The organism is Microbacterium alcoholitolerans (genome assembly GCF_050408615.1).
In the GTDB taxonomy this organism is placed as follows: domain Bacteria; phylum Actinomycetota; class Actinomycetes; order Actinomycetales; family Microbacteriaceae; genus Microbacterium.
The window spans coordinates 69,895-92,330 of record NZ_JBNTKD010000001.1 but is presented as its reverse complement, the minus strand read 5'-3'; the positions used below and the strand labels follow the sequence as shown (position 1 = coordinate 92,330).

Annotated in this window: 24 protein-coding genes; 3 read left to right on the top strand and 21 right to left on the bottom strand. The window is 68.6% G+C overall.

Going from position 1 to position 22,436, the window contains the following annotated elements; translation table 11 throughout:
* The first annotated feature begins 69 nt into the window (after positions 1 to 69).
* Entirely contained in the window at positions 70 to 552 is a 483-nt protein-coding gene (locus ACQUSX_RS00460; RefSeq protein WP_428905015.1) for an NUDIX hydrolase, read from the top strand.
* 10 nt (positions 553 to 562) lie between these two features.
* On the opposite strand, the gene ACQUSX_RS00455 is transcribed toward ACQUSX_RS00460, so the two are convergent.
* The 20 genes from ACQUSX_RS00455 to ACQUSX_RS00360 all read right to left on the bottom strand — a co-directional run bounded on the left by ACQUSX_RS00455 (position 563) and on the right by ACQUSX_RS00360 (position 19,523).
* On the bottom strand, positions 563 to 1,144 hold the full coding sequence (locus ACQUSX_RS00455) for a GNAT family N-acetyltransferase (protein WP_428905014.1): 582 nt from the start codon (positions 1,142 to 1,144) through the stop codon (positions 563 to 565).
* A 46-nt stretch (positions 1,145 to 1,190) separates the two neighbouring features.
* Positions 1,191 to 2,114, bottom strand: a complete 924-nt coding sequence (locus ACQUSX_RS00450) for an RluA family pseudouridine synthase (RefSeq protein WP_428905013.1) — start codon at positions 2,112 to 2,114, stop codon at positions 1,191 to 1,193.
* A 2-nt stretch (positions 2,115 to 2,116) separates the two neighbouring features.
* A complete protein-coding gene (gene lspA, locus ACQUSX_RS00445; RefSeq protein ID WP_428907562.1) occupies positions 2,117 to 2,674 on the bottom strand; it encodes a signal peptidase II in 558 nt (185 codons plus the stop codon).
* Positions 2,675 to 2,741: 67 nt separating this feature from the next.
* Complete coding sequence (locus ACQUSX_RS00440) at positions 2,742 to 3,320, bottom strand: DivIVA domain-containing protein (RefSeq protein WP_428905012.1); 579 nt, start codon at positions 3,318 to 3,320, stop codon at positions 2,742 to 2,744.
* 145 nt (positions 3,321 to 3,465) lie between these two features.
* The gene (locus tag ACQUSX_RS00435) at positions 3,466 to 3,765 is read right to left on the bottom strand and encodes a YggT family protein (protein ID WP_428905011.1); all 300 of its coding nucleotides are present in this window, start codon (positions 3,763 to 3,765) and stop codon (positions 3,466 to 3,468) included.
* Between the two features lie 3 nt (positions 3,766 to 3,768).
* Positions 3,769 to 4,239, bottom strand: a complete 471-nt coding sequence (locus ACQUSX_RS00430; RefSeq protein ID WP_428905010.1) for a cell division protein SepF — start codon at positions 4,237 to 4,239, stop codon at positions 3,769 to 3,771.
* Between the two features lie 43 nt (positions 4,240 to 4,282).
* On the bottom strand, positions 4,283 to 4,978 hold the full coding sequence (locus ACQUSX_RS00425; protein WP_428905009.1) for a YggS family pyridoxal phosphate-dependent enzyme: 696 nt from the start codon (positions 4,976 to 4,978) through the stop codon (positions 4,283 to 4,285).
* Positions 4,975 to 6,114, bottom strand: a complete 1,140-nt coding sequence (ftsZ, locus tag ACQUSX_RS00420; protein WP_428905008.1) for a cell division protein FtsZ — start codon at positions 6,112 to 6,114, stop codon at positions 4,975 to 4,977. The genes ACQUSX_RS00425 and ftsZ overlap by 4 nt, the downstream gene beginning before the upstream one ends.
* Positions 6,115 to 6,264: 150 nt before the next feature.
* The gene (locus ACQUSX_RS00415) at positions 6,265 to 7,260 is read right to left on the bottom strand and encodes a cell division protein FtsQ/DivIB (RefSeq protein WP_428905007.1); all 996 of its coding nucleotides are present in this window, start codon (positions 7,258 to 7,260) and stop codon (positions 6,265 to 6,267) included.
* A gap of 1 nt (position 7,261) precedes the next feature.
* Entirely contained in the window at positions 7,262 to 8,662 is a 1,401-nt protein-coding gene (gene murC / locus ACQUSX_RS00410) for a UDP-N-acetylmuramate--L-alanine ligase (protein WP_428905006.1), read from the bottom strand.
* Between the two features lie 47 nt (positions 8,663 to 8,709).
* A complete protein-coding gene (locus tag ACQUSX_RS00405) occupies positions 8,710 to 9,789 on the bottom strand; it encodes a UDP-N-acetylglucosamine--N-acetylmuramyl-(pentapeptide) pyrophosphoryl-undecaprenol N-acetylglucosamine transferase (RefSeq protein WP_428905005.1) in 1,080 nt (359 codons plus the stop codon).
* Positions 9,786 to 11,000, bottom strand: a complete 1,215-nt coding sequence (locus tag ACQUSX_RS00400; RefSeq protein ID WP_428905004.1) for a peptidoglycan glycosyltransferase FtsW — start codon at positions 10,998 to 11,000, stop codon at positions 9,786 to 9,788. The genes ACQUSX_RS00405 and ACQUSX_RS00400 overlap by 4 nt, the downstream gene beginning before the upstream one ends.
* 16 nt (positions 11,001 to 11,016) lie before the next feature.
* Positions 11,017 to 12,519, bottom strand: coding sequence for a UDP-N-acetylmuramoyl-L-alanine--D-glutamate ligase (gene murD / locus ACQUSX_RS00395; protein ID WP_428905003.1), 1,503 nt, complete (start codon positions 12,517 to 12,519; stop codon positions 11,017 to 11,019).
* Positions 12,516 to 13,616 carry a phospho-N-acetylmuramoyl-pentapeptide-transferase gene (gene mraY, locus ACQUSX_RS00390; protein WP_428905002.1) on the bottom strand — a complete coding sequence of 367 codons (1,101 nt, stop codon included), beginning with the start codon at positions 13,614 to 13,616 and terminating at the stop codon, positions 12,516 to 12,518. The genes murD and mraY overlap by 4 nt, the downstream gene beginning before the upstream one ends.
* A complete protein-coding gene (locus ACQUSX_RS00385) occupies positions 13,613 to 15,025 on the bottom strand; it encodes a UDP-N-acetylmuramoyl-tripeptide--D-alanyl-D-alanine ligase (RefSeq protein ID WP_428905001.1) in 1,413 nt (470 codons plus the stop codon). Before ACQUSX_RS00385 ends, mraY begins: the two co-directional genes overlap by 4 nt.
* A gap of 30 nt (positions 15,026 to 15,055) precedes the next feature.
* Entirely contained in the window at positions 15,056 to 16,855 is a 1,800-nt protein-coding gene (locus tag ACQUSX_RS00380) for a peptidoglycan D,D-transpeptidase FtsI family protein (RefSeq protein WP_428905000.1), read from the bottom strand.
* 18 nt (positions 16,856 to 16,873) lie between these two features.
* On the bottom strand, positions 16,874 to 17,440 hold the full coding sequence (ftsL, locus tag ACQUSX_RS00375; RefSeq protein WP_428904999.1) for a cell division protein FtsL: 567 nt from the start codon (positions 17,438 to 17,440) through the stop codon (positions 16,874 to 16,876).
* Positions 17,437 to 18,375, bottom strand: coding sequence for a 16S rRNA (cytosine(1402)-N(4))-methyltransferase RsmH (gene rsmH / locus ACQUSX_RS00370; protein WP_428904998.1), 939 nt, complete (start codon positions 18,373 to 18,375; stop codon positions 17,437 to 17,439). The genes ftsL and rsmH overlap by 4 nt, the downstream gene beginning before the upstream one ends.
* A gap of 99 nt (positions 18,376 to 18,474) precedes the next feature.
* Positions 18,475 to 18,906, bottom strand: coding sequence for a division/cell wall cluster transcriptional repressor MraZ (gene mraZ / locus ACQUSX_RS00365; protein ID WP_428904997.1), 432 nt, complete (start codon positions 18,904 to 18,906; stop codon positions 18,475 to 18,477).
* Between the two features lie 230 nt (positions 18,907 to 19,136).
* Positions 19,137 to 19,523, bottom strand: coding sequence for a DUF3040 domain-containing protein (locus tag ACQUSX_RS00360; protein WP_428904996.1), 387 nt, complete (start codon positions 19,521 to 19,523; stop codon positions 19,137 to 19,139).
* Between the two features lie 92 nt (positions 19,524 to 19,615).
* Here ACQUSX_RS00360 and ACQUSX_RS00355 point away from each other — a divergent pair, with 92 nt between their 5' ends.
* Complete coding sequence (locus tag ACQUSX_RS00355) at positions 19,616 to 20,698, top strand: polyprenyl synthetase family protein (protein WP_428907561.1); 1,083 nt, start codon at positions 19,616 to 19,618, stop codon at positions 20,696 to 20,698.
* A 30-nt stretch (positions 20,699 to 20,728) separates the two neighbouring features.
* Here ACQUSX_RS00355 and ACQUSX_RS00350 read toward each other — a convergent pair whose 3' ends face one another.
* Positions 20,729 to 21,073, bottom strand: a complete 345-nt coding sequence (locus ACQUSX_RS00350; RefSeq protein ID WP_428904995.1) for an Rv2175c family DNA-binding protein — start codon at positions 21,071 to 21,073, stop codon at positions 20,729 to 20,731.
* 137 nt (positions 21,074 to 21,210) lie between these two features.
* Between ACQUSX_RS00350 and ACQUSX_RS00345 the strand changes: the two genes are divergently transcribed.
* Entirely contained in the window at positions 21,211 to 22,407 is a 1,197-nt protein-coding gene (locus ACQUSX_RS00345; protein WP_428904994.1) for a LysM peptidoglycan-binding domain-containing protein, read from the top strand.
* Positions 22,408 to 22,436 lie beyond the last annotated feature (29 nt).

Here is a 22,436-nt window from a genome sequence, read left to right as displayed (position 1 = left end):
CGGTATTGCCTCTGTGCGCGGATCCGGTTCACGCTTTCTTCCTACCAGCCGCCTTATACGCTGAACGGCATGGCAACTCCTGACTTCGTCCTCGCGCTTCGCGAGCGCATCGGCACCGATCCCCTCTCACTCGTCGGCACGACGGCGATCGTCTTCCGCGATGAGAAGGTCCTGCTCGGCAAGCGCGCCGACAACGGCGAGTGGCAGGCGATCGCAGGGATCGTCGAACCGGGCGAGGAGCCGGCGGATGCCGCGGTGCGCGAGTGCCTCGAAGAGGCCGGCATCGTCGTGCAGGTGGACCGGCTGGCCCTCGTGCAGCAGCTGCCGCGCGTGACCTACGCCAACGGGGATCAGGTCGATTACCTCGATTTGGTCTTCCGCTGCTCGTGGATCTCCGGTGACCCGCATCCGGCCGACGGCGAGCTCACCGAGGTCGGGTTCTACGATCTCGCAGCCATGGGCGACGTCGACCACGCGCACGTGCGCAAGATCGCGCTCGCGATGGCCGAGGACGACCCTGCGCATTTCCGCGGGGGTCGCGTGAAGCGCTGAGCGGGCGACTTCACGCGCTCTCGCGCAGATCCAGTCGCATGAGCACTCGGGGATGACCGTCGAGCACCGAACCGGTCTCGGCCGCCGCCTCGAAGCCGGCGCTCTCGAACAGCGCGCGGGTGCCGACGTACGCCATTGTCAGGTTGACCTTCTCACCGGCGTTGTCGACGGGATATCCCTCGATGGCCGGCGCGCCGGTGCGGCGCGCGTGCTCCACCGCGCCGTCGATCAGCGTGTGCATGATCCCCTGCATGCGATGCCCCGGTCGCACCCGGAAGCACCACAGCGACCAGACGTCGAGATCATCCACGTGCGGGATCAGCCGGTTGCGGGCGAAGCTCGTGTCGCGCCGCGGATGCACCGCCGCCCAGCCGACCGGCTCATCGTCGAGGTACGCGATGACGCCTGGCGCGGGCTCATGCGCGCACAGCTCGCGCACGCGGTCGGCGCGCGCCGGTCCGCGCAGCGCCAGGTTCTCCTTGCTACCGATCCGATAGCTCAGACAGAAGCACACGTTCGACGTCGGCTTCTTCGGACCCACCAGCACGGCGACGTCTTCGAACTCCGTCGCGGCCCGTACGTGCATGCTCATACGGGCAGTCTGACACCGGCATCCGACGTCCGGTGCGGAGCCTGCCTCAGCTGTGCGGATCGAGCACCTGGAGCGCGTGCTGGAAGTCGGCAGGATACGGCGACTCGAACTGCACCCACTCCCCCGTCGCGGGGTGCGCGAAGGCGAGACGGTGCGCGTGCAGCCACTGCCGCGTCAGACCGAGCCGAGCCGACATCGTCGGGTCGGCTCCGTACAGTGGATCGCCGACGCAGGGATGGCGGTGCGCGGCCATGTGCACGCGGATCTGGTGCGTGCGCCCGGTCTCGAGGTGGATCTCGAGCAGGGATGCACCCGGGAACGCCTCCAGTGTCTCGTAGTGCGTCACGGAGGGCTTGCCGTCGGGGACGACGGCGAATTTCCAGGAGTGGTTCGGATGCCGGCCGATGGGGGCGTCGATGGTCCCGGCGAGCGGATCCGGATGCCCTTGCACGACCGCATGGTAGATCTTCTCCACCGTGCGCTCCTTGAACGCGCGCTTGAGGGCGGTGTAGGCGCCCTCGGTCTTCGCGACGACCATCAGACCGCTCGTGCCGACATCGAGGCGATGCACGACGCCCTGGCGTTCCGCGGCACCGCTGGTGGCGATCCGGAACCCGGCGGCGGCGAGGGCGCCGACCACGGTGGGTCCCTCCCACCCGACCGAGGGGTGAGCTGCGACGCCGGTGGGCTTGTCGATCACCACGATGTCTTCATCGTCGTACACGATGCCGAGCTCCGGCACCGCGATCGGCACGATCCGCGGCTCTTCCCTGGGTGCCCAGCTGACATCGAGCCAGGCGCCGGCGCGCAGTCGATCGGACTTCCCCATCGTCGCGCCGTCGAGGGTCACGCCGCCCGCCTCGGCGACTTCGGCCGCGAAAGTTCGCGAGAAGCCGAGCATCTTGGCCAGCGCCGCATCGACGCGCGTGCCGTCGAGGCCGTCGGGGACGGGAAGACTGCGGGACTGCATGTTCAGCTCTCGGGCGTCGACGGCGATGCGGGCGCGGGAGCTTCCGCGCGCTCAGCCTCGGCAGTGCGCTCGGCCTCGGCAGCGCGCTCGGCCTCAGCACGCTCATGGTCGCGCTCGCGCGTGCCGTCGAAGCGCAGGCCGAGGACGACCAGCAGCGCGACCGTGATCATCCCGCAGACGATGAAGATGTCGGCGACGTTGAAGATCGCAGGCATCATCCACGGCATCGAGATCATGTCGACCACCTCGCCGACCGGGAATCCCGGTGCGCGCAGCAGCCGATCGGTCAGATTCCCGAGCACGCCGCCGAGGAGCAGCCCGAGGACCACCGCCCACAGGCGCGAGCGGAGTCCGAAGGCCTTCCAGACGATGACGCACGCCACCACCGCGAGGGCGATCGTGAAGATCCAGGTGTGGTCCTTGCCGAGCGAGAACGCGGCGCCGGGATTGCGCACGTAGATCAGCTCGAGGAACTCGCCGATGACCGGAACCCGCTCACCCTCGGTGAGGTTCTGGACGGTGAGGTGCTTCACAAACTGATCGGCGGCCAGCACGAGAATCGCGAGTATCGCGACTATCGCACCGGCCGCCGACCGACGAAGGGGACGACGTCCTGCCAAGAGTGACCTACAGGCCGATGGCGGAGACGGGCGTAGAGTCCGAGGCCGACTTCTGGTCGAGGTCGCGGAGCTGGCCCTCGATCATCGCCCGCAGCTTGCCGCGGTAGTCGCGCTCGAACTCGCGGAGCTCGGTGATGCGACCCTCGAGAGTGTTGCGCTCGCGCTCGAGACGTGCCGATTCCTCGCGCTGCTTGGCCTGAGCCTCGGTGCGGATGCGCGCGACCTCGGTCTCGGCCTCGGAGATCAGCTGACGGCGCTTGGCCTCGCCCTCGGCGATGTGCTCGTCGTGCAGGCGCTGGGCAAGTTCGATGATGCCCGCCGAGGTGCCCGTGGGCGAGCTGCTCGCTGCGGTGGCCTCTGCCGGCGCCGCTGCGGGAGCTGTTTCGCCTGTCGCGGCGACCGGAGCGTTCGCGCCGGATTCGAACGCCGCGAGCTTCGCCTTGAGGTCGTTGTTCTCCTCGATGGTCTTGCGCCACTCAACGACGATCTCGTCGAGGTAGTCGTCGACCTCTTCGGGGTCGAAGCCGTCCTTGAATCGGACGTGCTGGAACTCCTTGTGAACGACGTCATCAGGGGTCAGTGCCATGTGTGGCTCCTCTTTCGATGAGTTCGGCTGCCAGTCGTTGAGAGCCGGCCCGGTGGTTCTTCCGACGTGCATCCGAAGCGCGCGTCTGGGAGCCAAGCATAGCCCCCCAGGCTGAGCGACGCGACGCAGCGACGTCAGATTCGTCTCAGGTCAGGGCGCGCACGATCGCCATCAGGATGAGCACGGACAGCATGGTCAGCATGAAGCCGAAATCGAGCGAGATCGTGCCGAGACGCAGCGGGGGCACGAGTCTGCGGAAGAAGCGGATCGGCGGATCGGTGACCGTGTAGATCAGCTCAGCGGCGACCAGTCCCGCGCCCTTCGGGCGCCACTGCCTGTTGAACAGCGGAATGTATTCCAGCACCAGCCGTGCGATCAGGACGAGCACGTAGAGAGTCAGCACCAGCTCGACGATGCCGCCGACGATGCTGAGAGCGGTTCCCACGGATCAGGCGTGGTCGAACGCGGCGGACTCCGCCTGCGCGATCCCACCCTGCCCGGAGACGGCGATGTTCTCCGGCGAGAGCAGGAAGACCTTGCTCGTGACGCGTTCGATGCGGCCGTACAGCCCCAGCGACAGACCGCTCGCGAAGTCGATCAGCCGGCGTGCGTCGGCGTCGCTCATCTGCGAGAGGTTGATGATCACCGGAACGCCGTCGCGGAAGTTCTCGGCGATGATCTGCGCATCGCGGTACTGCTTGGGGTGCACGGTGAGAATCTCGTTCACCGCGCCGGCAGCAGGCTGACGCACCGCGGTCGGGCGACGCAACGGCGTGACGGGAGCCGGTGCCGGCTCCTCGCGCTCGCGCTCACGCTCGCGCGTGGCACGGACGGGAGTCTGCGCAGGCTCTTCCTCGTAGACCTCTTCCTCATCGGCGAGGCCGAGATACACCATGGTCTTCTTCAGCGGGTTACCCATCGTGTCCTCCGGTTCGAACGTGTCGGGCTGGTCTGGTCAAAGGTTAACCCCGGTCGGGGCGGGGCCCTGTGATTGCCGAGCCGATCCGCAGGTGTGTCGCGCCCGCGTCGATCGCCTCGACGAAGTCTCCGGTCATGCCGGCTGATATCCATGTTGCGTCCGGCGCCAGGCGAAGGACGCCGTCTGAGACCGCGCGCAGCCGAGCGAACGCGGCGGCGGGCTCCTCATCGAGTGGGGCGACCGCCATCACGCCGCGCAGACGCAGCGTGTCCAGGCCCAGCACGTGCTCAGCAAGTCGCTCTGCGTCGGCGGCGGACGTGCCGCCGCGCCCTTGGTCCTCGGTGAGGTTCACCTGCACGAGAACGTCGAGCACGTCGGGGTCATCCGCTGCCCGGTGCAAGGCGTCGGCCAGGCGCTCACGGTCGACGGAGTGGACGACGTCAGCATCGCGACGGATCGCCGCTGCCTTGTTCGTCTGAGCCTGACCGATGAAATGCCACCTCAGCTCGTCCAGGGCGGGTTCGCGACCTTCTCGAAGAAGCGCGCGCTTGGCGGTCAGCTCCTGCTGCCTGTTCTCGCCGACCTCGCGCACGCCGAGCGCGTGGAGTTCGCGCACGAGAGACGCCGGGTGGAACTTGGTGACCACGATCCGGGTGATCTCACCCGGATCGCGGCCTGCTGCGCGCGCGGCATCGGCGATCTGCTCATCGATCGCCGACAGCCGCGCCCCGAGGGTCACTTGAGGAACTCGGGAATGTCGATGTCGTCGTCAGAGAAGGCCGGCTCGAGGCTGGAGGCGATGGGAGCGGATGCCGTCGGCTTCACGGGCTCGGGCTTCACCTCTTCTTCGGACTCCTCCAGACGAACCTCGGGCAGAGGCGATGCCGCGGGGCGCTCGACGATCATCGGCTCGAGGCGGGCCGAGGGCTCTCCTCCGTCGAAGCCTGCCGCGATCACGGTCACGCGCACCTCGTCGCCGAGAGTGTCGTCGATGACGGTGCCGAAGATGATGTTGGCCTCGGGGTGCGCCGCCTCCTTGACGAGATCCGCTGCGTCATGGATCTCGAAGATGCCGAGGTTCGAGCCACCCTGGATCGAGAGCAGCACGCCGTGCGCACCCTCGATGGAGGCCTCGAGCAGGGGCGACTCGACGGCGAGCTCCGCAGCCTTGATGGCACGATCGGCGCCGCGAGCGGAGCCGATGCCCATGAGAGCGGAGCCGGCACCCTGCATGACGGATTTCACGTCCGCGAAGTCGAGGTTGATCAGTCCGGGGGTCGTGATCAGGTCGGTGATGCCCTGCACACCGGCGAGAAGCACCTGGTCTGCGGTCGCGAACGCCTCGATCATCGAGATGCCGCGATCGCTGATCTCGAGCAGACGGTCGTTCGGCACCACGATGAGGGTGTCGACCTCTTCCTTCAGCTTGGCGACGCCCGCCTCGGCCTGGCTCTGGCGCCGGCGACCCTCGAACGAGAACGGCTTGGTCACGACGCCGATGGTCAGAGCGCCGATGGACTTCGCGATGCGGGCCACGACGGGCGCGCCGCCGGTGCCGGTGCCGCCGCCCTCTCCGGCGGTGACGAAGACCATGTCCGCGCCGGTCAGCGCCTGCTCGATCTCCTCTGCGTGGTCTTCAGCGGCGCGACGGCCGACTTCGGGGTCGGCACCTGCGCCCAGACCCCTGGTCAGCTCGCGTCCGACATCGAGCTTGATGTCGGCGTCGCTCATCAGCAGCGCCTGCGCATCGGTGTTGACTGCGATGAACTCGACTCCGCGGAGCCCGAGATCGATCATCCGGTTGACGGCGTTGACGCCGCCACCGCCGACGCCGACGACCTTGATCACGGCGAGGTAGTTCTGGTTCTGGCTCATGGCCGGCCTCCGTTATTCGAGCCTGACGTGGGGTAAACCTTAAACCTCAACGAGAGGGTTAAACTATTTCCCGGTATTGCGTTCTCGACATCGACGGTATGCGCAAGCGGCGTCCGCGAGCGCAACGACACGGCGTGTCGCCGCGATCTCTCAGCGCACCACCGGAACGGTCGGAGAGGATACATCGAACGTGGTCGAACCAGGTGAAGTGGCGATGAGCCTGACGAGCACGGCCGCCTTGCGCACCGAGTCGCTCTCACTCCCCCAGACCACCGTCTTCCCGTCCGCGAGCTTCAGGGTGACGTCGTCGGCCGACGTCGCGCGCACCTCGGTCACGCCCGTGCGGAAATCGGCCGGCAGCGAGCGCATCACGAGGCCGGCGCTGCGGAACGCGGGAGAGTCGATGCCCCCCGCGATGTCCAGCAGCGGGCTGCCTTCCGGCGGCTGCGGCGTCGTCGACAGCACCACGCCCGCCGCGTCGACCAGCGAGTAGCCCGCATCCGAGCCGATGACGCCGATGGGAGTGCGCTCGACGATGCGCACCAGAAGCTCATGCGGCGGACGCGCTTCGAGAGCGTACGTCTCGATCATCGGGAACTCCGTGAGTGCGGATTTCACGCCGCTGGCATCCACCAGCGCGAGCGGCTTGCCGATCTGACTCTGCAGCGCCTGCTGCACGGCGGCGGTGTCGACGCGCGATGCGCCGGCCACGGTGATCTCCCTCACCGCGAACAGCGGGCTGTAGGCGGCGATCACGCTGCCGAGGATCAGCGCCGCGATTGCGCCGACCGATCCCCACAGGATGATGCGACGCCGTCGAGAACGCTGTGTGAAGCGACGGATCTCCGCCCGCAGCGCCTTGCGCCGGGCTCGGGCCGCTCGCCAGACCTCGCTGGTGCGCACTGCCGACGCGGGCAGGTCGGCATCGTCGATCGCCGCGGTGATCGAGTCCGCCTCCGGCGAACCCGCGGACGAATCCCACATGGACGGGACCGCGGCATCCGATGCGACCGCGGCGCCCGATCCGACCGCGTCCAGGGCATCGGACTCCGGCGCATCCGTCCCGGCTCGTCGGGCAACGCGCCGCTCCCGCGTGCTGCGGGCAGGTTCATCCGCCGCAGCCGGAAGCGGTGCCGGACGTCGCATCTCAGGCCTCGGGCGCGCGCCGCAGCGACTCGAGGACCTGCGGGATCATCTGGTAGACGTTGCCGCAGCCGAGCGTCACGACGTAATCGCCGTCCCGGGCGATCCGCGCGGTGTAGTCGGCGGCGTCCTGCCAGTCCGGCACGTAGTGCACGTTCGCCTGGTCGGCGAATGCTCCACTGACCAGCTCGCCCGTGACCCCCGGAACCGGATCCTCGCGGGCGCCGTACACGTCGAGCACGACGGTGTGGTCGGCGAGCTCCTCGAGCACCTCGGCGAACTCGCGGTACATCTGCTGGGTGCGCGAGTACGTGTGCGGCTGCTGGATCGCGATGACCCGGCCGCCCCCGGCGATGCCGCGCATCGCTTCGAGAGCGGCGCGCACCTCCGTGGGATGGTGCGAGTAGTCGTCATAGACGTGCACGCCGCGGGCCTCGCCATGCAGCTCCAGTCGGCGCACGGTGCCCGCGAACCCCTCGACAGCGCGCACGGACGCCGCGAAGTCGTGGCCGAGCGTGACCAGCACTGCGACGACGCCCGCCGCGTTGACCGCGTTGTGCGCTCCGGGAACGGCGAGCTGCATGCGCTCGGATCGCCCCTCGTGAACCAGGGTCGCCGCAGCGCCGCCGGAGGTCGAGATGTCGTCGATGCGCAGGTCGGCATCTGCCGCCTGACCGAACGTGATCACGTTCCGGTGGCTGAGCCCGGCGTGCACCCGCTGGGCGCCGGGGTCGTCGCTGGAGATGACCACGGCTTCGCGCGCCTCGTCGCCGAAGCGCACGAAGGCGTCGTAGAAGGCGTCCTCGGAGCTGAAGAAGTCCAGGTGGTCGGGATCGACGTTCGTGATCAGCGCTATCGACGTCTCATACAGCAGGAAGGTGCCGTCCGACTCATCCGCTTCGATGACGAAGAGCTCGTCGGCACCGGACGAGCTCGAGGTGCCGAGCTGCTCGATCACGCCGCCGTTGACGAAGTTGGGGTCGGCGCCCAGCGCCTGAAGCGCCGTCACCAGCATCCCGGTCGAGCTGGTCTTGCCGTGCGCACCGGCGACCGACACCAGACGACGCCCGCCGATCAGCCAGAACAGCGCCTGCGAGCGGTGGATCACGTGCAGGCCGCGTTCCTTCGCCGTGACGAACTCGGGGTTCTCCGGCCAGATGGCTCCGGTGTGGATCACGGTGTCGGCGTCGCCGAGGTGCGCGGCGTCGTGGCCGACGTGCACCGTCGCTCCCGCGGCCGCGAGGGCGCGCAGGTTGTCGCTGTCGGCGCGGTCGGAGCCGGATACGCGGATGCCCGCATCGAGGAACATCCTGGCGAGTCCGCTCATGCCCGAGCCGCCGATGCCGATGAAGTGGGCGGAGGTGATGGACTCGGGAATGGGAAGGGTGAGGTCGGGTCTGATCATTTGGGCTCCAGTTTAGGCGGTGGCATTTCGACTCGCCTGCGGCTCGCTCAACGACCGGAGGTGCCCAGCGCCCGATCGATGAGCGCGGCGACGTTCTCCGTGCCGGTCCGGGTCCCGACCTGCTGTGCGGCATCGGCCATCGCGGCGATGCGCCCGGCGTCGGCCAGCAGCGGGATGATGTTCGCGCGCACGGCGTCGCCGTCGAAGGTCTCGTCATCGAGCAGCAGCGCGGCACCCGCCGCGACCGCTGAGGCCGCGTTGAGTCGCTGCTCGCCGTTTCCGACCGAGTACGGCACGTACACGGCCGGGATGCCGAGGGCGCTGACCTCGCTGACCGTCGCCGACCCGGATCGCGAGACGATCAGGTCGGCCAGCGCGAAGGCGAGGTCCATCCGGTCGATGTAGCGGCGCTGCACGTATCCCGGAGCACCGGGGTCGGTGAGGTCGCTCCGGTCGCCGGTGGCGTGCAGCAGCTGCCATCCCGCGGCCAGGACGTCGCTCCAGGCGTCGCCGAACGCCCTGTTCAGCCGCAGAGCGCCGAGGGATCCGCCGAAGACGAGCAGCACGGGCTTGTCTGGGTCGAGCCCGAACGCCTCCGCAGCCTCGCCGCGCGAGGCTGCGCGGTCGAGTTCGACGATCTCGCGTCGCAGCGGCATCCCGACGACCTCACTCCGCTTGAGCGGGGTGCCCTCGAAGGCGACCCCCACTCCGGCCGCCCGACGCGCGCCGAGCACGTTGGCCAGACCAGGCTTCGCGTTCGCCTCGTGCACCACGAACGGCACCTTCTCGCGACGCGCGGCGACGTATGCGGGGGCTGCGGCATAGCCGCCGAAGCCGACCACGACGTCCACCGAGTTGTCGCGGATGTGCGCGCGCACCTGGTTCACCGCACGTCGGAACCGCACGGGAAAAGCAGCGGCGGCGCGATTCGGGCGACGCGGGAACGGCGCCTTGTCCACGATCAGCAGCTCGTAGCCGCGCTCAGGCACCAGACGCGCTTCCAGCCCCTCCTTCGTGCCCAGCACGAGGACCTCGGCGTGGTCGCGCTGACCGAGGAGATCGGCGACGGCGAGCAGGGGGTTGACGTGGCCGGCGGTGCCTCCGCCGGCGAGCAGGTACGTGGTCACTTCGCGACCCTACCCCCTGCGGGTGAAAGGTGTCGCGAGGCCGGCATGGTACGCGCGAAGGCCAGCAGCACGCCGCACGCCAGCAGCACCGACAGCAGCGCGGTGCCGCCCTGGGACATGAACGGCAAGGGAACGCCCATCACCGGGAACACCCGCAGCACGACGCCGATGTTGATCAGCGCCTGACCGATGACCCAGACGACGATGCCGCCGGTGGCGACTCGGATGAAGGGGTCGTCGGTCTTGCGGATGATGTGGAACGCGCCGACCGCGAAGAACGCGAACAGTGCCAGCACCAGCAGGCAGCCGATCAGCCCGAGCTCCTCGCCGACGATCGCGAAGATGTAGTCGTTCGCCGCGGCCGGCAGCCAGCCGTACTTCTCCTGTGAGTTGCCGAGCCCGACACCGAAGATGCCGCCGTTGGCCATGCCCCACACGCCGTGTGCGGCCTGGTAGCACTCATCGGTGATGTCGCAGGCATCGGGATTGAGGGCGGCGAGGATGCGCTTCATGCGGTTCTCGCTCGAGAGCGCGTACACCAGCACGCCGACGATGCCGGCGATCACCGGGAGGAGGAACAGTCGCAGCTTCACGCCCGAGAAGAACAGGCAGCCGAGCACGATCATGACGATCACCATTGCGGTGCCGAGGTCATGACCGCCGATCACCGTGCCGGTCACCAGGATCGAGACCGGCACCACCGGGATGAACACATGATGCCAGATACCCAGTCGAGCCTGCTTGCGTAGCAGCACGAACGCGATCCACAGGGCGAGGGCCAGCTTGAGGAACTCCGAGGGCTGCAACTGGAATCCGGCGATCCTGATCCAGTTGGTGTTGCCGTCCGACGACACCCTCAGGCCCGGCACGAAGATCAGCAGCTGCAGCGCGGTCGCCGCGATCAGCGCGGGCCAGGCGATCCTGCCGAGGAACCGCACTGGCAGTCTGCTCACCAGCAGCATCATCGGGATGCCGATGAGCGCGAACACACCCTGCTTCAGCGCATCGTCGTAGGGCACGTCCGGGTTGGCGCTCGTCGCCGAGAGGACCATCACCAGCCCGAACAGCGTCAGCAGGATCGCCGTCGAGGCGATCATCACGAACTCCGTCGACGGGGGCGTGAACAGGCGTCCGAGCGAGACCCGCGCGGCCAGACCCCGGCCTGTCGAGGCCGCGGTGTCAGCGCTGGGTGGGCGAGCCGTCTGCGTCATCCGCCCACTCCTTCGCCTAAGACCCGTCCCGCTCGATCCATGCGCGCACCGCCTGTGCGAAGCGCTCTCCCCGGTCCGCGTAGCTGGCGAACTGGTCGAAGGATGCCGCGGCGGGAGCCAGCAGCACCGTCCCCTCGCCATCGACGATTCCCGCCGCCAGTTCCACGACGCGATCCATGACATCTCCAGTGTCACCGGGGGTGACCTCGAAGACCGGCACGAGCGACGCGTGTCGTCGGAATGCCGTGAGAACCGGCTCGCGGTCCACGCCGATCACGATCGCCGCGCCGGCCGTGGTGCCGGCCCCCGCGACCAGCTCGGCGAGATCGACGCCCTTCAGGTCGCCGCCGACCACCCAGACGGCACCCGGGTGCGCGCGAAGCGACGACGCCGCGGCGTGCGGGTTGGTCGCCTTCGAGTCGTCGATCCAGCGGATGCCCGCGTACTCGGCGATCAGCTGGATGCGGTGTGCATCCAGCGTGAAGCCCTGCAGCGCCTCATGGATCGCCGCCGGCTCGACGCCGATCGATCGCGCCAGCGCCGATGCGGCGAGGATGTTCTGCACGATGTGCGGAGCCGACAGCCCGACCGAGCGCAGCTCGTCGACGGTCGTGAGCTCGAGCGCGCTGTTGCGCCGATCGTCGTGGAATGCCCGGTCGACGAGGATGCCGTCGACGGCGCCGAGATCGCTGGGGCCTGGCGTGCCCAGGTCGAAGCCGATCGCGCGGGCGCCTTCGATGACGTCCGCCTCCTCGACCATCTGCCGGGTGGCGACATCGGCCTTGTTGTACACGCACGCGACCTTCGTATTGCGGTACACGACGGCCTTCGCCGCACGGTAGGCGTCGGCGCTGCCATGCCAGACCAGGTGGTCGTCGGCGAGGTTCAGGCAGGTCGAGGCATACGGGACCAGCTGCCCTGCCGCCTCCGAGCGGCCGATGTACCAGAGCTGATGGCTGGAGAGCTCCACGACCAGCACATCGAATCCGCCGGGGTCACGGACGGCGTCGAGCACCGGCACGCCGATGTTGCCGCATGGCGCTGCGCGCAGGCCGCCGGCGGTGAGCAGCGTGGCGGTGAGCTGGGTGGTGGTCGTCTTGCCGTTCGTGCCGGTGATCAGCATCCACTCGGCGGGGGTGCCGTCCGCTCGCACGACCTTGTCGCGCACGCGCCAGGCCAGCTCGATGTCGCCCCACAGGGCGACATCGGCTTCCTGCGCCCATCGGATGACCGGATGCGAGGGCGCGAACCCCGGCGAGGCGATAATCACCTCGGGGGCGAACTTCGTCAGCGCCGTCGGGACCTCATCGAGCGGGCCGAGCTCGAGCCGTGCGCCGACGACGGGCACCAGGCGGGCGTACTCCTCCGAGGCGCTCTCCGAGAGCACGAGCACCTCGGCGCCCAGCTCGGTGAGCGTGTCGGCGGCCGAGAAGCCGGTGACCGACAGCCCGAGCACCGCTGCACGCAGTCCGGACCAGTCCGCGTGCCAGCTGGTCAGGGCATCCAGCCGTCCGCTCATACCTGGATCAGCCAGTCGACGTAGAAGAGCCCCACCGCCGACACCGCGAGCAGCCCCGCGATGATCCACAGGCGCACGACGATCGTGACCTCAGCCCATCCGCGCATCTCGAGATGGTGATGGAACGGGCTCATCAGGAACAGCCGCTTGCCGCGCGTGATCTTGAAGTAGGCGCGCTGCAGGATGACGGATCCCGACGACAGGACGAAGATGCCGGCGATCACCAGCAGCAGCAGCTCGGTGCGGGTCAGGATCGCCATCGCCGTGATCACGCCGCCGATGGCCATCGAGCCGACGTCGCCCATGAACACCTTCGCCTTGGGCGCGTTCCACCACAGGAATCCGATCAGACCGCCGGCGAAAGCCGCGGACACGGTGGCGAGGTTGAGCGGTTCGCGCACCTCGTAGCATCCGGCGAGAGCCATCGCCTCGCCGACACAGGACTGCTTGAACTGCCAGAACGCGATGAGGCTGTATGCGCCGACGACGAACACGCCGGCGCCGGCCGCAAGGCCGTCAAGACCATCCGTCAGGTTCACGCTGTTGGAGGTGGCGACGCCGATGACCGAGATCCAGATCAGGTAGAGGATCCAGCCCAGCACCGCGCCGAAGGCGAACAGGTTCAGCCAGGAGATGTCGCGGAACAGCGAGACGTATCCGCTCGCGGGATACTGACCGAGCCGGTTGGGGAAGTTCAGCGCGACGATCCCGAACGGGATGAGCACGAGCAGCTGGCCAACCACCTTGCGCCAGCCGGACAGGCCGAGGCTGCGCTGACTGCGCACCTTCATGTAGTCGTCGATGAAGCCGACGACACCGAAGCCGACCATCAGCCACAGCACCAGCACGGCGGAGAGCGCTGGCGTGGTGCCGCCGAAGTAGGTTCCCGCGAAGTAGCCGACGACGGTGCCGATGATGAAGATCACGCCGCCCATGGTGGGGGTGCCGCGTTTGGCCTCGTGGCTGGGGTTGGCGATGTCTTCCGGGGTGCGGATGACCTGCCCCCAGCCGATCCTGCGGAACACCTTCAGGAAGACGGGGGTCAGGAAGAGCGAGAAGGCGAGCGATATCGCCGTCGCCATTAGCAAGGACCTCACGAGAACAATTCTCCCAGACGATCGCCGAGATGCCGGAGCCCTGCGGAATTGGACGACTTCACCAGCACGCGGTCTCCCTCGCGCAGCTCGGTCTTGAGGTATTCGAAGGCGGCGTCCTGATCCGGCAGGTGCACCGCTTCGCTGTCCCACGAGCCCTCGCCCACGGCGGCGAGGTACAGGCGCCGAGCCTCTGGGCCGACGACCACGATGCGCTGGATGTTCAGCCGCACGGCGAGCAGGCCGATCCGGTCGTGCTCCTCCCCCGCGGTCTCGCCGAGTTCGCTCATCGCGCCGAGGACGGCGACCGTGCGCTCACCCGGGCCGGTGATCTGCGCGAGGGTGCGCAGGGCTGCAGCCATGGAGTCCGGGCTGGCGTTGTAGGCGTCGTTGATGATGCGCACCCGGTCGTCGCCCATGGGCTGCATGCGCCAGCGCTCGGCGATCTCCACAGACTCGAGACGCTGGATGGCCGCCGGCGCCGACACGCCGAGCACGCCCGCTGCGGCGATCGCCGCCAGCGCGTTGCTGACGTGGTGGGCGCCGAGGACGCGCAGGTGCAGCGGCATGCGCTCACCACCGACGATGACGGTGCACTTCGTGCCGGATGCCGAGACATCGAGGTCCTCGGCGCGCACCGTGGCATCCGAGTTCTGTCCGAAGCCGGCGACGGACATTCCGCGCTCCTGAGCGATCTCGCGCATCGCCCAGACTCGCGGATCGTCGGTGTTGAGCACGGCGGTGCCGTCGGAGCGAGCGGCGGTGACCAGCTCGGACTTCGCGCGTGCCGTCGCCTCGATGCCGCCGAAGCCGCCCGCGTGGGCGAGCCCGACCATGAGTACAACGGAGACATCCGGATTCACCAGGCCGGCCAGGTGCGCGATGCTGCCGGCGCCGGCAGCGCCGAACTCGCTCACCAGGTACTGCGTGCTGTCGGTGACTCGGAGCATCGTGAGCGGTGCGCCGACCTCGTTGTTGTACGAGCGCACGGGCGCCACCGTCTCGCCCTCGTCCGACAGGATGCGGGCGAGGAAGTTCTTCGTGGTCGTCTTGCCGTTCGAGCCGGTGATTCCGACGATCTTCAGCCGGCCGCCGGCGCGCACGCGCGCCACGACCTCGCGAGCGAGATCCGCGAGCGCCGCGACGGCGTCGGCGACGACGATCTGGCTGATCTCCGCGTCGACGGTGTGCTCTACGATCGCGAGCACCGCGCCCGCCGCTGCCGCGGCACCCACGAAGCGGTGCCCGTCCGTGCTCTCCCCCGGTTTCGCGACGAAGATCGACCCCGCCGTCATCTCCCGCGAGTCGGTGTCGACGGTTCCGTCGATGACGGTGTCCGGGGAGTGCGCGCCCGAGGGGCGCAGCTCTCCCTGCAGGATCTCTGCGATCTCAGCAAGCGACAGGGCGATCATGTGGCATCTCCATGCGCGGCGAGTCGCCGGCTAGTCGAATTTGGGGAGCAGCGCGTCCATGGGCTGCGACGAGGGTACGACCCGGTAGGTCTTCAGCACCTGGGTCATCGCCTTCTGGAAGGCGTCGGCGGTGGCCGCGGAAGTCCTAATCTTAGTCGGCTCGTCGAGAGTGACCACCACGACGTACTGCGGATCCTCGATGGGCGCGATGCCCGCCATGTTCGTGAAGAAGATGCCGGACTTGTAGCCGCCCTTGCCGTTCGGCTTCTGGGCGGTGCCGGTCTTCATGCCGATCCGGTACCCCGGCACCTCGACGGCGTCGGCCAGGCCGCCCTGCACGGCCACGTTCTCCAGCATCCGACGCACCTCCGTCGCCGTCTTCTCGGTGACGACCTGCTCGCCCTTCGGCTTCGCCGCTTCGGTGACCGTGCCGTCGGCCGAGGTGCAGGACTCCACCAGCGAGAGGTCGAGCTTCTGCCCGTCGTTGGCGAGCGCCTGATACGCGCCGGCGATCTGCGCGGGGGTCACGGTGAAGGCCTGGCCGAAGGTGGTCGTGTAGAGCGTCTGGTTGTCCCATGTGGCGGGGTCGTGGATCACACCCGCCTGCTCGGCGGGGAACTGCACCGCGGTGTCCTGGCCCACACCGAACTTCTTCAGGTAGTCGTAGCGCACCTCGGGCGCGATCTTGGTGCCGAACTTCGACAGCGACACGTTGGACGAGTCGATGAGCGCACCGGCGAACGTGTACTGGTACACCGGGTGGGAGAATGGGTCGTTGACCTCCGCGCCGTTGGGGAAGTGCTCCCGCGACGGCGCCGTGACCGAGGTGAGCGGCGTGGCCGCCCCTTCGTTGAGCACGGCTGCCGCGGTGATGGGCTTGAACGTCGACCCGGGCTCGTAGGCGTCCGCGAAGATCTGCGACCGCCAGTACGTGGACTTCACGCCGTCGATGTCGTTGGGGTCCACCGTCGGATACTCGGCCATCGCGCGGATCTTGCCGGTGGCCACCTCGACGACCGTCACCGACCCCGCCTGCGCCCCCTGCTTCTTCGCCTCTTCGGCGATCATCTGCTGCAGGTACCAGTTCAGATCGCTGTTGATCGTCAGCTGCACCGTGCCGCCGTCGACCGCCGGAGTGCTGCGCTCGCTGCCCGGAATGGTGATCCCGCCCTGACCGCGAAGATAGGTGATCTCGCCGTTCTCGGCTGACAGGCACTGGTTCTGCATCTTCTCGATGCCGTACTGCGCCTCGCCCGCTCCGTTCAGGAAGCCGAGCGCACTGCCGGCGACCGCGCCGTTCGGATAGACGCGCACGGAGCGCGGAGTCATGTGGATGTACGCCAGCCCTTCGCGCTGCAGGTCGCGCAGCTCGAGATACTGCTCGGTCGAGAGTCCCTTGGCCAGCTCGACGTACTGCGAGTTCCTGTCCTCCGCCAGCTTGGCGGCCACGAGTTCGCGGACTTCGTCGCCGCTCTTGCCGACGATGGCGGCGATCCGCTCACTGGCGTCGGTCCACGGCAGGTCCGGCTTGCGCTTCGGGTCGGTCTGGTCCTCGAAGTCCTGAATCAGCTTCGGATCGAGGATCGAGTCGTACACCAGCACGCTCGAGGCGAGCACGGTGCCGTTGTCATCGACGATGTCGCCCCGGGAGCCGGCGATGGTCTCGGTGGTGCCAAGGTTGCCGTCGTTGACCCCCTCGGCGACGTGGTCGTCGGCATGCACGATCTGGATGTCGACGAGGCGGAAGACGAAGGCTGCCAGCACGGCGAGGATGACGGCGAGGGCCGCGACGGTGCGCCGCCTCGGCCCTCGTGTTGCGCGTGTCGTCATTTCTGCTTCTCCGTCCGGCTATCGAGTCGTGGGCGAGGGCAGTCCGTCGGAGACGGTCGGCGGGAGGGCGGGAGCGGTGCTTCCCTGCGCGTCATCGGCGGGTGTCGCGGTCTGCTCGGCGGTCTTCGCCGCAGGCGGGACCAGCAGGGCGTTGCCTACCGAGGTCGAGCCGTTCGGGTTGACCGTCGAGGCCCAGTCGGCCCCGTTGCCGGCGCCGAGCACCTTGCTGTCGCTCAGCCGCAGGTATGAGACGGAGCCTGCGACGACCAGCCCGAGCCTGTCGGCCTTGGTCGCCAGCGACTGCGGCGAGCTCAAGCCGACGACGTTCTCGTGCAGTGCCTGCTTCTCGAGGCCGAGGTCGCGCTGCTGCACGGTGAGGTCGGCGAGCACGAATGCGTCCTGGGTGGTCGCGAGCGAGATTCCCAGCTGCGCGGCGCCGATGACCAGTGCCCCGCCGACCGCGAGGGCGGCGTACGCGAGCTTGGGGCGACGTCGCGGAGCGGGCATCTCGAGCGGCCGCAGACGCCGTGCCGGTGCGGGTTCTGGCGAGGGGTGCGGCTGCACCCGTGCCGACTGCAGGCTCATGCCTTCTCCCTCAGCTTCTCAGCGGCACGCAGCCGCACCGGGATGGCGCGGGGATTGCGAGCCTTCTCTTCTTCGTCCGCCAGTTCGGCGCCCTTCGTGAGCAGCCGGAAGCGCGGCGCATGCTCCGGCAGCTCCACTGGCAGGCCGGCAGGCGCCGTGGAGGCGGATGCTGCGGCGAACGCCTGCTTGACCAGGCGGTCCTCCAGCGACTGGTACGACATCACGGCGATACGGCCGCCGACGTCGAGTGCATCCATCGCCGAGGGAATCGCATCGGCCAGCACGCTCAGCTCGGAGTTGACCTCGATGCGCAGCGCCTGGAACACGCGCTTCGCCGGGTGACCGGCGCGCTTGGCCGCCGCCGGCGTCGCTTCGATGAGCAGGTCGACCAGCTCACCGGAGCGCACCAGCGGCTGGCGGCTACGCGCCTCGACGATGAACCGGGCATAGCGTCCGGCGAGCTTCTCCTCGCCGTACCTCTCGAAGATGCGCCGCAGCTGACCCTCGCTGTACTCGGCGAGGATCGTCGCCGCCGTGCGGCCCTTGGACTGATCCATCCGCATGTCGAGCGGAGCATCCTTCGAGTAGGCGAAGCCACGGTCGGCCTCATCCAGCTGCAGCGACGAGACGCCGAGGTCGAACAGGATCGCCGAGGCGCCCTGGGCGTGCAGCCCGATCTCGTCGTAGACGGTGTGCACGAGGGTGACGCGGTCGCCGAACGGCGCCAGCCGCTCTCCCGCGATGCGCAGCGCGTCGGTGTCGCGGTCGAGGCCGATCAGGCGGATTCCGTCGAAGCGCTCGAGGAAGGCCTCGGAGTGCCCTCCCATGCCGAGCGTCGCGTCGACGAGCACGGCGCCGTCGTGCTGCAGCGCCGGAGCGAGCAGCTCGATGCAGCGCTCGAGGAGCACTGGGGTGTGGATGTCGCGGAGACTCATGATCTTCTTTCCCGTGCCCTCCGACTCTGATTCCTCTCCGCTCGACCCGGCACCGGGGAAGTGTGTCGGGGCTGAGCGGCGAGGCATCACAGCCGGAGGTCAGAACAGTCCGGGAATCACCTCCTGTTCCAGATCTGCGTAGGACTCTTCGTTGCTTTCCAGGTACGCGTTCCATGCGGACGCGTCCCAGATCTCGGCGTGCGCACCGACTCCGGTGACCACCAGCTCCTTCTCGAGACCCGCGTACTGACGCAGGTGGGCGGGAAGGGTGATGCGGTTCTGGCTGTCGGGCATCTCGGCGCTCGCGCCGGAGAGGAACATGCGCAGGAAGTCACGTGCCTGCTTGTTGCTGAGCGGCGCCTGTCGGATCCGCTCGTGCAGGGACTCGAACTCGGCGGTGCTGAACACGTACAGGCAGCGCTCCTGTCCGCGTGTGACGACGATGCCGCCGGCGAGATCCTCGCGGAACTTCGCGGGCAGGATGACCCGGCCCTTGTCGTCGAGCTTCGGCGTATGCGTCCCCAACAGCACCGGTGATCACCCCCCTCCGGGTCCGGCCAACCGAGGTAGGCACCACTTTACTCCACAACCCTCCACTTTCCTACGATCGCGCGCCACCTTTCCCAGGCACCTCACGGCTCGAGCAAGAAAAACCCCCGTGATCGTGCGGATTCACGGGGGTGGAGGACGGTGGAGGAAAAATGGATGCAGAAAGCAAAAAGCCCGGATGCATGGCATCCGGGCTCTGTCAGCGGGTCAGATCAGCGTTCTTCCTGTCGCCGATCCCAGCGATCGCTCATGCGATCCATGAATGAGGCGTCTCGAGGTTTCGTCCCCCGCGGGGACTGGGACGATGCGCCCGCGGAGTCGCGTCGGACGGGGGTGAAGGCGAGGATCACACCGCCGAGCATCGCAAGGAATGCGATCACGCCGATGATGATGCTGCCGACGGAGCCCAGGTTCGAGCCCAGCGCGACCGCGGCGATGAGACCGCCGACACCGACGAGCAGCAGAACGGCTCCGTAGACGAGGTTTCGGTAGCTGAGCGCGCGGTCGCCGGACGGCGCGGTGACGACGTCTGCGTCGTGCTGGAGGAGATGGCGTTCCATCTCATCGAGCATCCGCTGCTCTTGTTCGGAAAGAGGCATGTCCAACCCCCTCGGTTCGGTCGCTCCAGTCTACCCGCGCACGGGGCGGTCGGCTAGCCGGACGAGGACGCAATCCTGCATCTAGGCTGGGAATCGTGTCCCCTTCGCCCGCAGTCGATCCGGTGGCCGCACGCCTCGACCGCTTTCTCGACGACATCCGCATCCGCAGCGCAGAGTACGGCCCTGATGCCGTGCTCTTCCTCGACGCCGCCATCGCCACCCTCAGCGGTGGCAAGCGCCTCCGTGCGCGCTTCTGCCACACGGGCGCTCTGGCGGCATCCGGCGTGGACGACTTCCCCGACGCGGATGCACTCTGGGGCCTCGGCGCCGCGCTGGAGATCTTCCAGTCCGCGGCGCTCGTGCACGACGATCTGATCGACAACTCCGACACCCGCCGAGGCCGCCCGGCCTCGCACCGTGCACTCGAGGCCGCGCATCGCGCCGCCGGCTGGAGCGGTGACGCCGAGGCCTTCGGCCGCTCCGCGGCCGTGCTGCTGGGCGACCTGCTGGTGGCATGGAGCGATGATCTGCTCGAGGAGACCCTCGTCGGGCATCCGCGTGCCGCCGCGGTCCGGAGCGAATACGCGCGCATGCGACGCGACGTGACGGTCGGCCAGATGCTCGACATCGCCGAGGAGTCAGCGTGGAGCGTGAGCGCGCCGGAGGCCCTGCTGGAGCGGGCGCTGCGTGTGGCCGCGCTGAAATCCGCCCGGTACAGCGTCGAGGAGCCCATCGTGCTCGGCGCGATCCTCGCCGGCGCGGATGCCGGTCTCGTCGCAGCGCTGCGCGCATTCGGGCATCCGGTCGGCATGGCGTTCCAGCTGCGCGACGATGTGCTCGGCGTCTTCGGCGACCCGGCCGCCACCGGCAAGCCCGCCGGTGACGACCTGCGCGAGGGCAAGCGCACCGCGCTCATCGCGATCGCGCGCGAGAACCTCGGTATCGAGGAGAGGGCGTGGGTGGATGCCGGGATCGGCGACCCTCAGCTCTCGGACGACGACATCGCGCGGATGCAGGAGCTCATCCGCTCCAGCGGCGCGCTCGCCCGAGTCGAGGAGATGATCGCGGGCTACACCGCCGACGCTGCAGCGGCTCTCGCTGCGGCGGGCCTGAGCGCCGAGGCGACGCAGTCGCTGAGAGCTCTGGCTGAGGCTGCCATCGCGCGCTCGGCCTGAGCGCGGCGATTCAGCGAGGGCAGGCGCGACTCAGGCGAGGGCGCGTGCGACGCGGCGGACCTCGCTCTTGTGCCCGGCCAGCAGCGCTTCGATGGGCGAGCGGCCGAGGGACTCCTCTTCGGCGAGCAGCCAGTCGATGATCTCGTCGTCACTGAACGCGGCGTCCTGCAGCACCATCACGGTGCCGCGCAGCGAAGACAGCGGGCGCGCGTCGACGATGAACACCGCGGGAACCGCGAAGGCGCCGTTGCGACGGGATCCGACGAGATAGTGCTCGTCGAGCAGCCGGCGGACCCGGCCGGGCGTCTCGTCGAGGACTTCGACGAGCTCGGGGATCGTCAGCCAGACAGAGGTTTCAGGGGCGTTCTCAGACACCCCTCCACTATCTCACCCGCGATGCGCCCTCCCTGCCGATGCACGTGAACAACATCAGTCACATCCGTCACTCCAGTTGACATCGGTTTACAACCGTGTCAGCGTGTCTGGAGCGAATCAGGGGAGAACTGATCTATATGCGCACACACAGCAGCAGCAGTGCGGCGGTGCGAATCGGCGCACCGGCGGTGGTCATCGGAACGCTCGCGGCGGTGCTCACCGTCGCTCCTGCCGAGGCCGAGACGCCCGTGAAGGCGACCGCGAACACGGCCGACCTGCATCCGATCCTCGCGCCGGCCACGGCGAAGCCGGCATCGGCAGCGAAACCCGCAGCGGTCGCGCATCCGACAGCCGCACGCGCCACCACCTACACGATCAAGCCCGGCGACACCGTCGGCGCGATCGCGTCCAGGCACGGTCTGCGCACGGCCGACGTGCTGGCCTGGAACGGCTTGAGCTGGCGCTCGGTGATCTACCCCGGCCAGAAGCTGCGCCTGTCCGCACCGGCCGCGCAGCCTTCGAAGCCCGCGGCCGGATCCCCCGCGGCTGCGACGCATGTCGTCGTGCGCGGCGACACCGTGTACGGCATCGCCAAGCGGTACAAGACCTCGGTCGCCGCCATCATCGCCGCGAACGGTCTGAAGAGCTCGGCAGTCATCTACCCGGGCCAGAAGCTGAAGGTCAGCGGCACCGCGGCCGCTGCGAAGCCCAGCGCCTCCGCCGCCACGCCGGCCGCACCGAGCACGAAGCCCGCCGCGGCGCCGGGAACGCACAAGGTGGTCGCCGGCGACACGCTGTTCGGCATCGCGAAGAAGTACTCCACCACTGTCGCGGTGCTGCTGAACGCGAACGGTCTCGGAAGCGGGAGCATCATCTATCCCGGCCAGACGCTGCGGCTCACTCCCCCGGCGAACGCACAGCGCTTCGCATCGCTCGACGCAACGCAGAAGGCGCATGCCGTGCAGATCATCCGGGTGGGGCGCGAGCTCGGCGTCCCCGATCGCGGCATCGCCATCGCGCTGGCGACGGCGATGGTCGAGTCGTCCATGCGCAACCTGGACTACGGCGACCGCGACTCGCTGGGTCTGTTCCAGCAGCGCCCGAGCCAAGGGTGGGGCACCGCCGCGCAGATCGTCGACGCCGATCGCAGCATCCGGGTGTTCTACGGCGGCGCGAAGGACCCCAACGGCCGCACCACGCGCGGCCTGCTGGACATCTCCGGCTGGCAGGGCATGGCGTTCACCGACGCGGCTCAGACGGTGCAGATCTCGGCGTATCCCGACCGGTACGGTCAGTGGGAGCAGCAGGCGCACCGCTGGCTCGCGACCCTGTGATCGCCGGAACCACGACGACACGCCAGTCG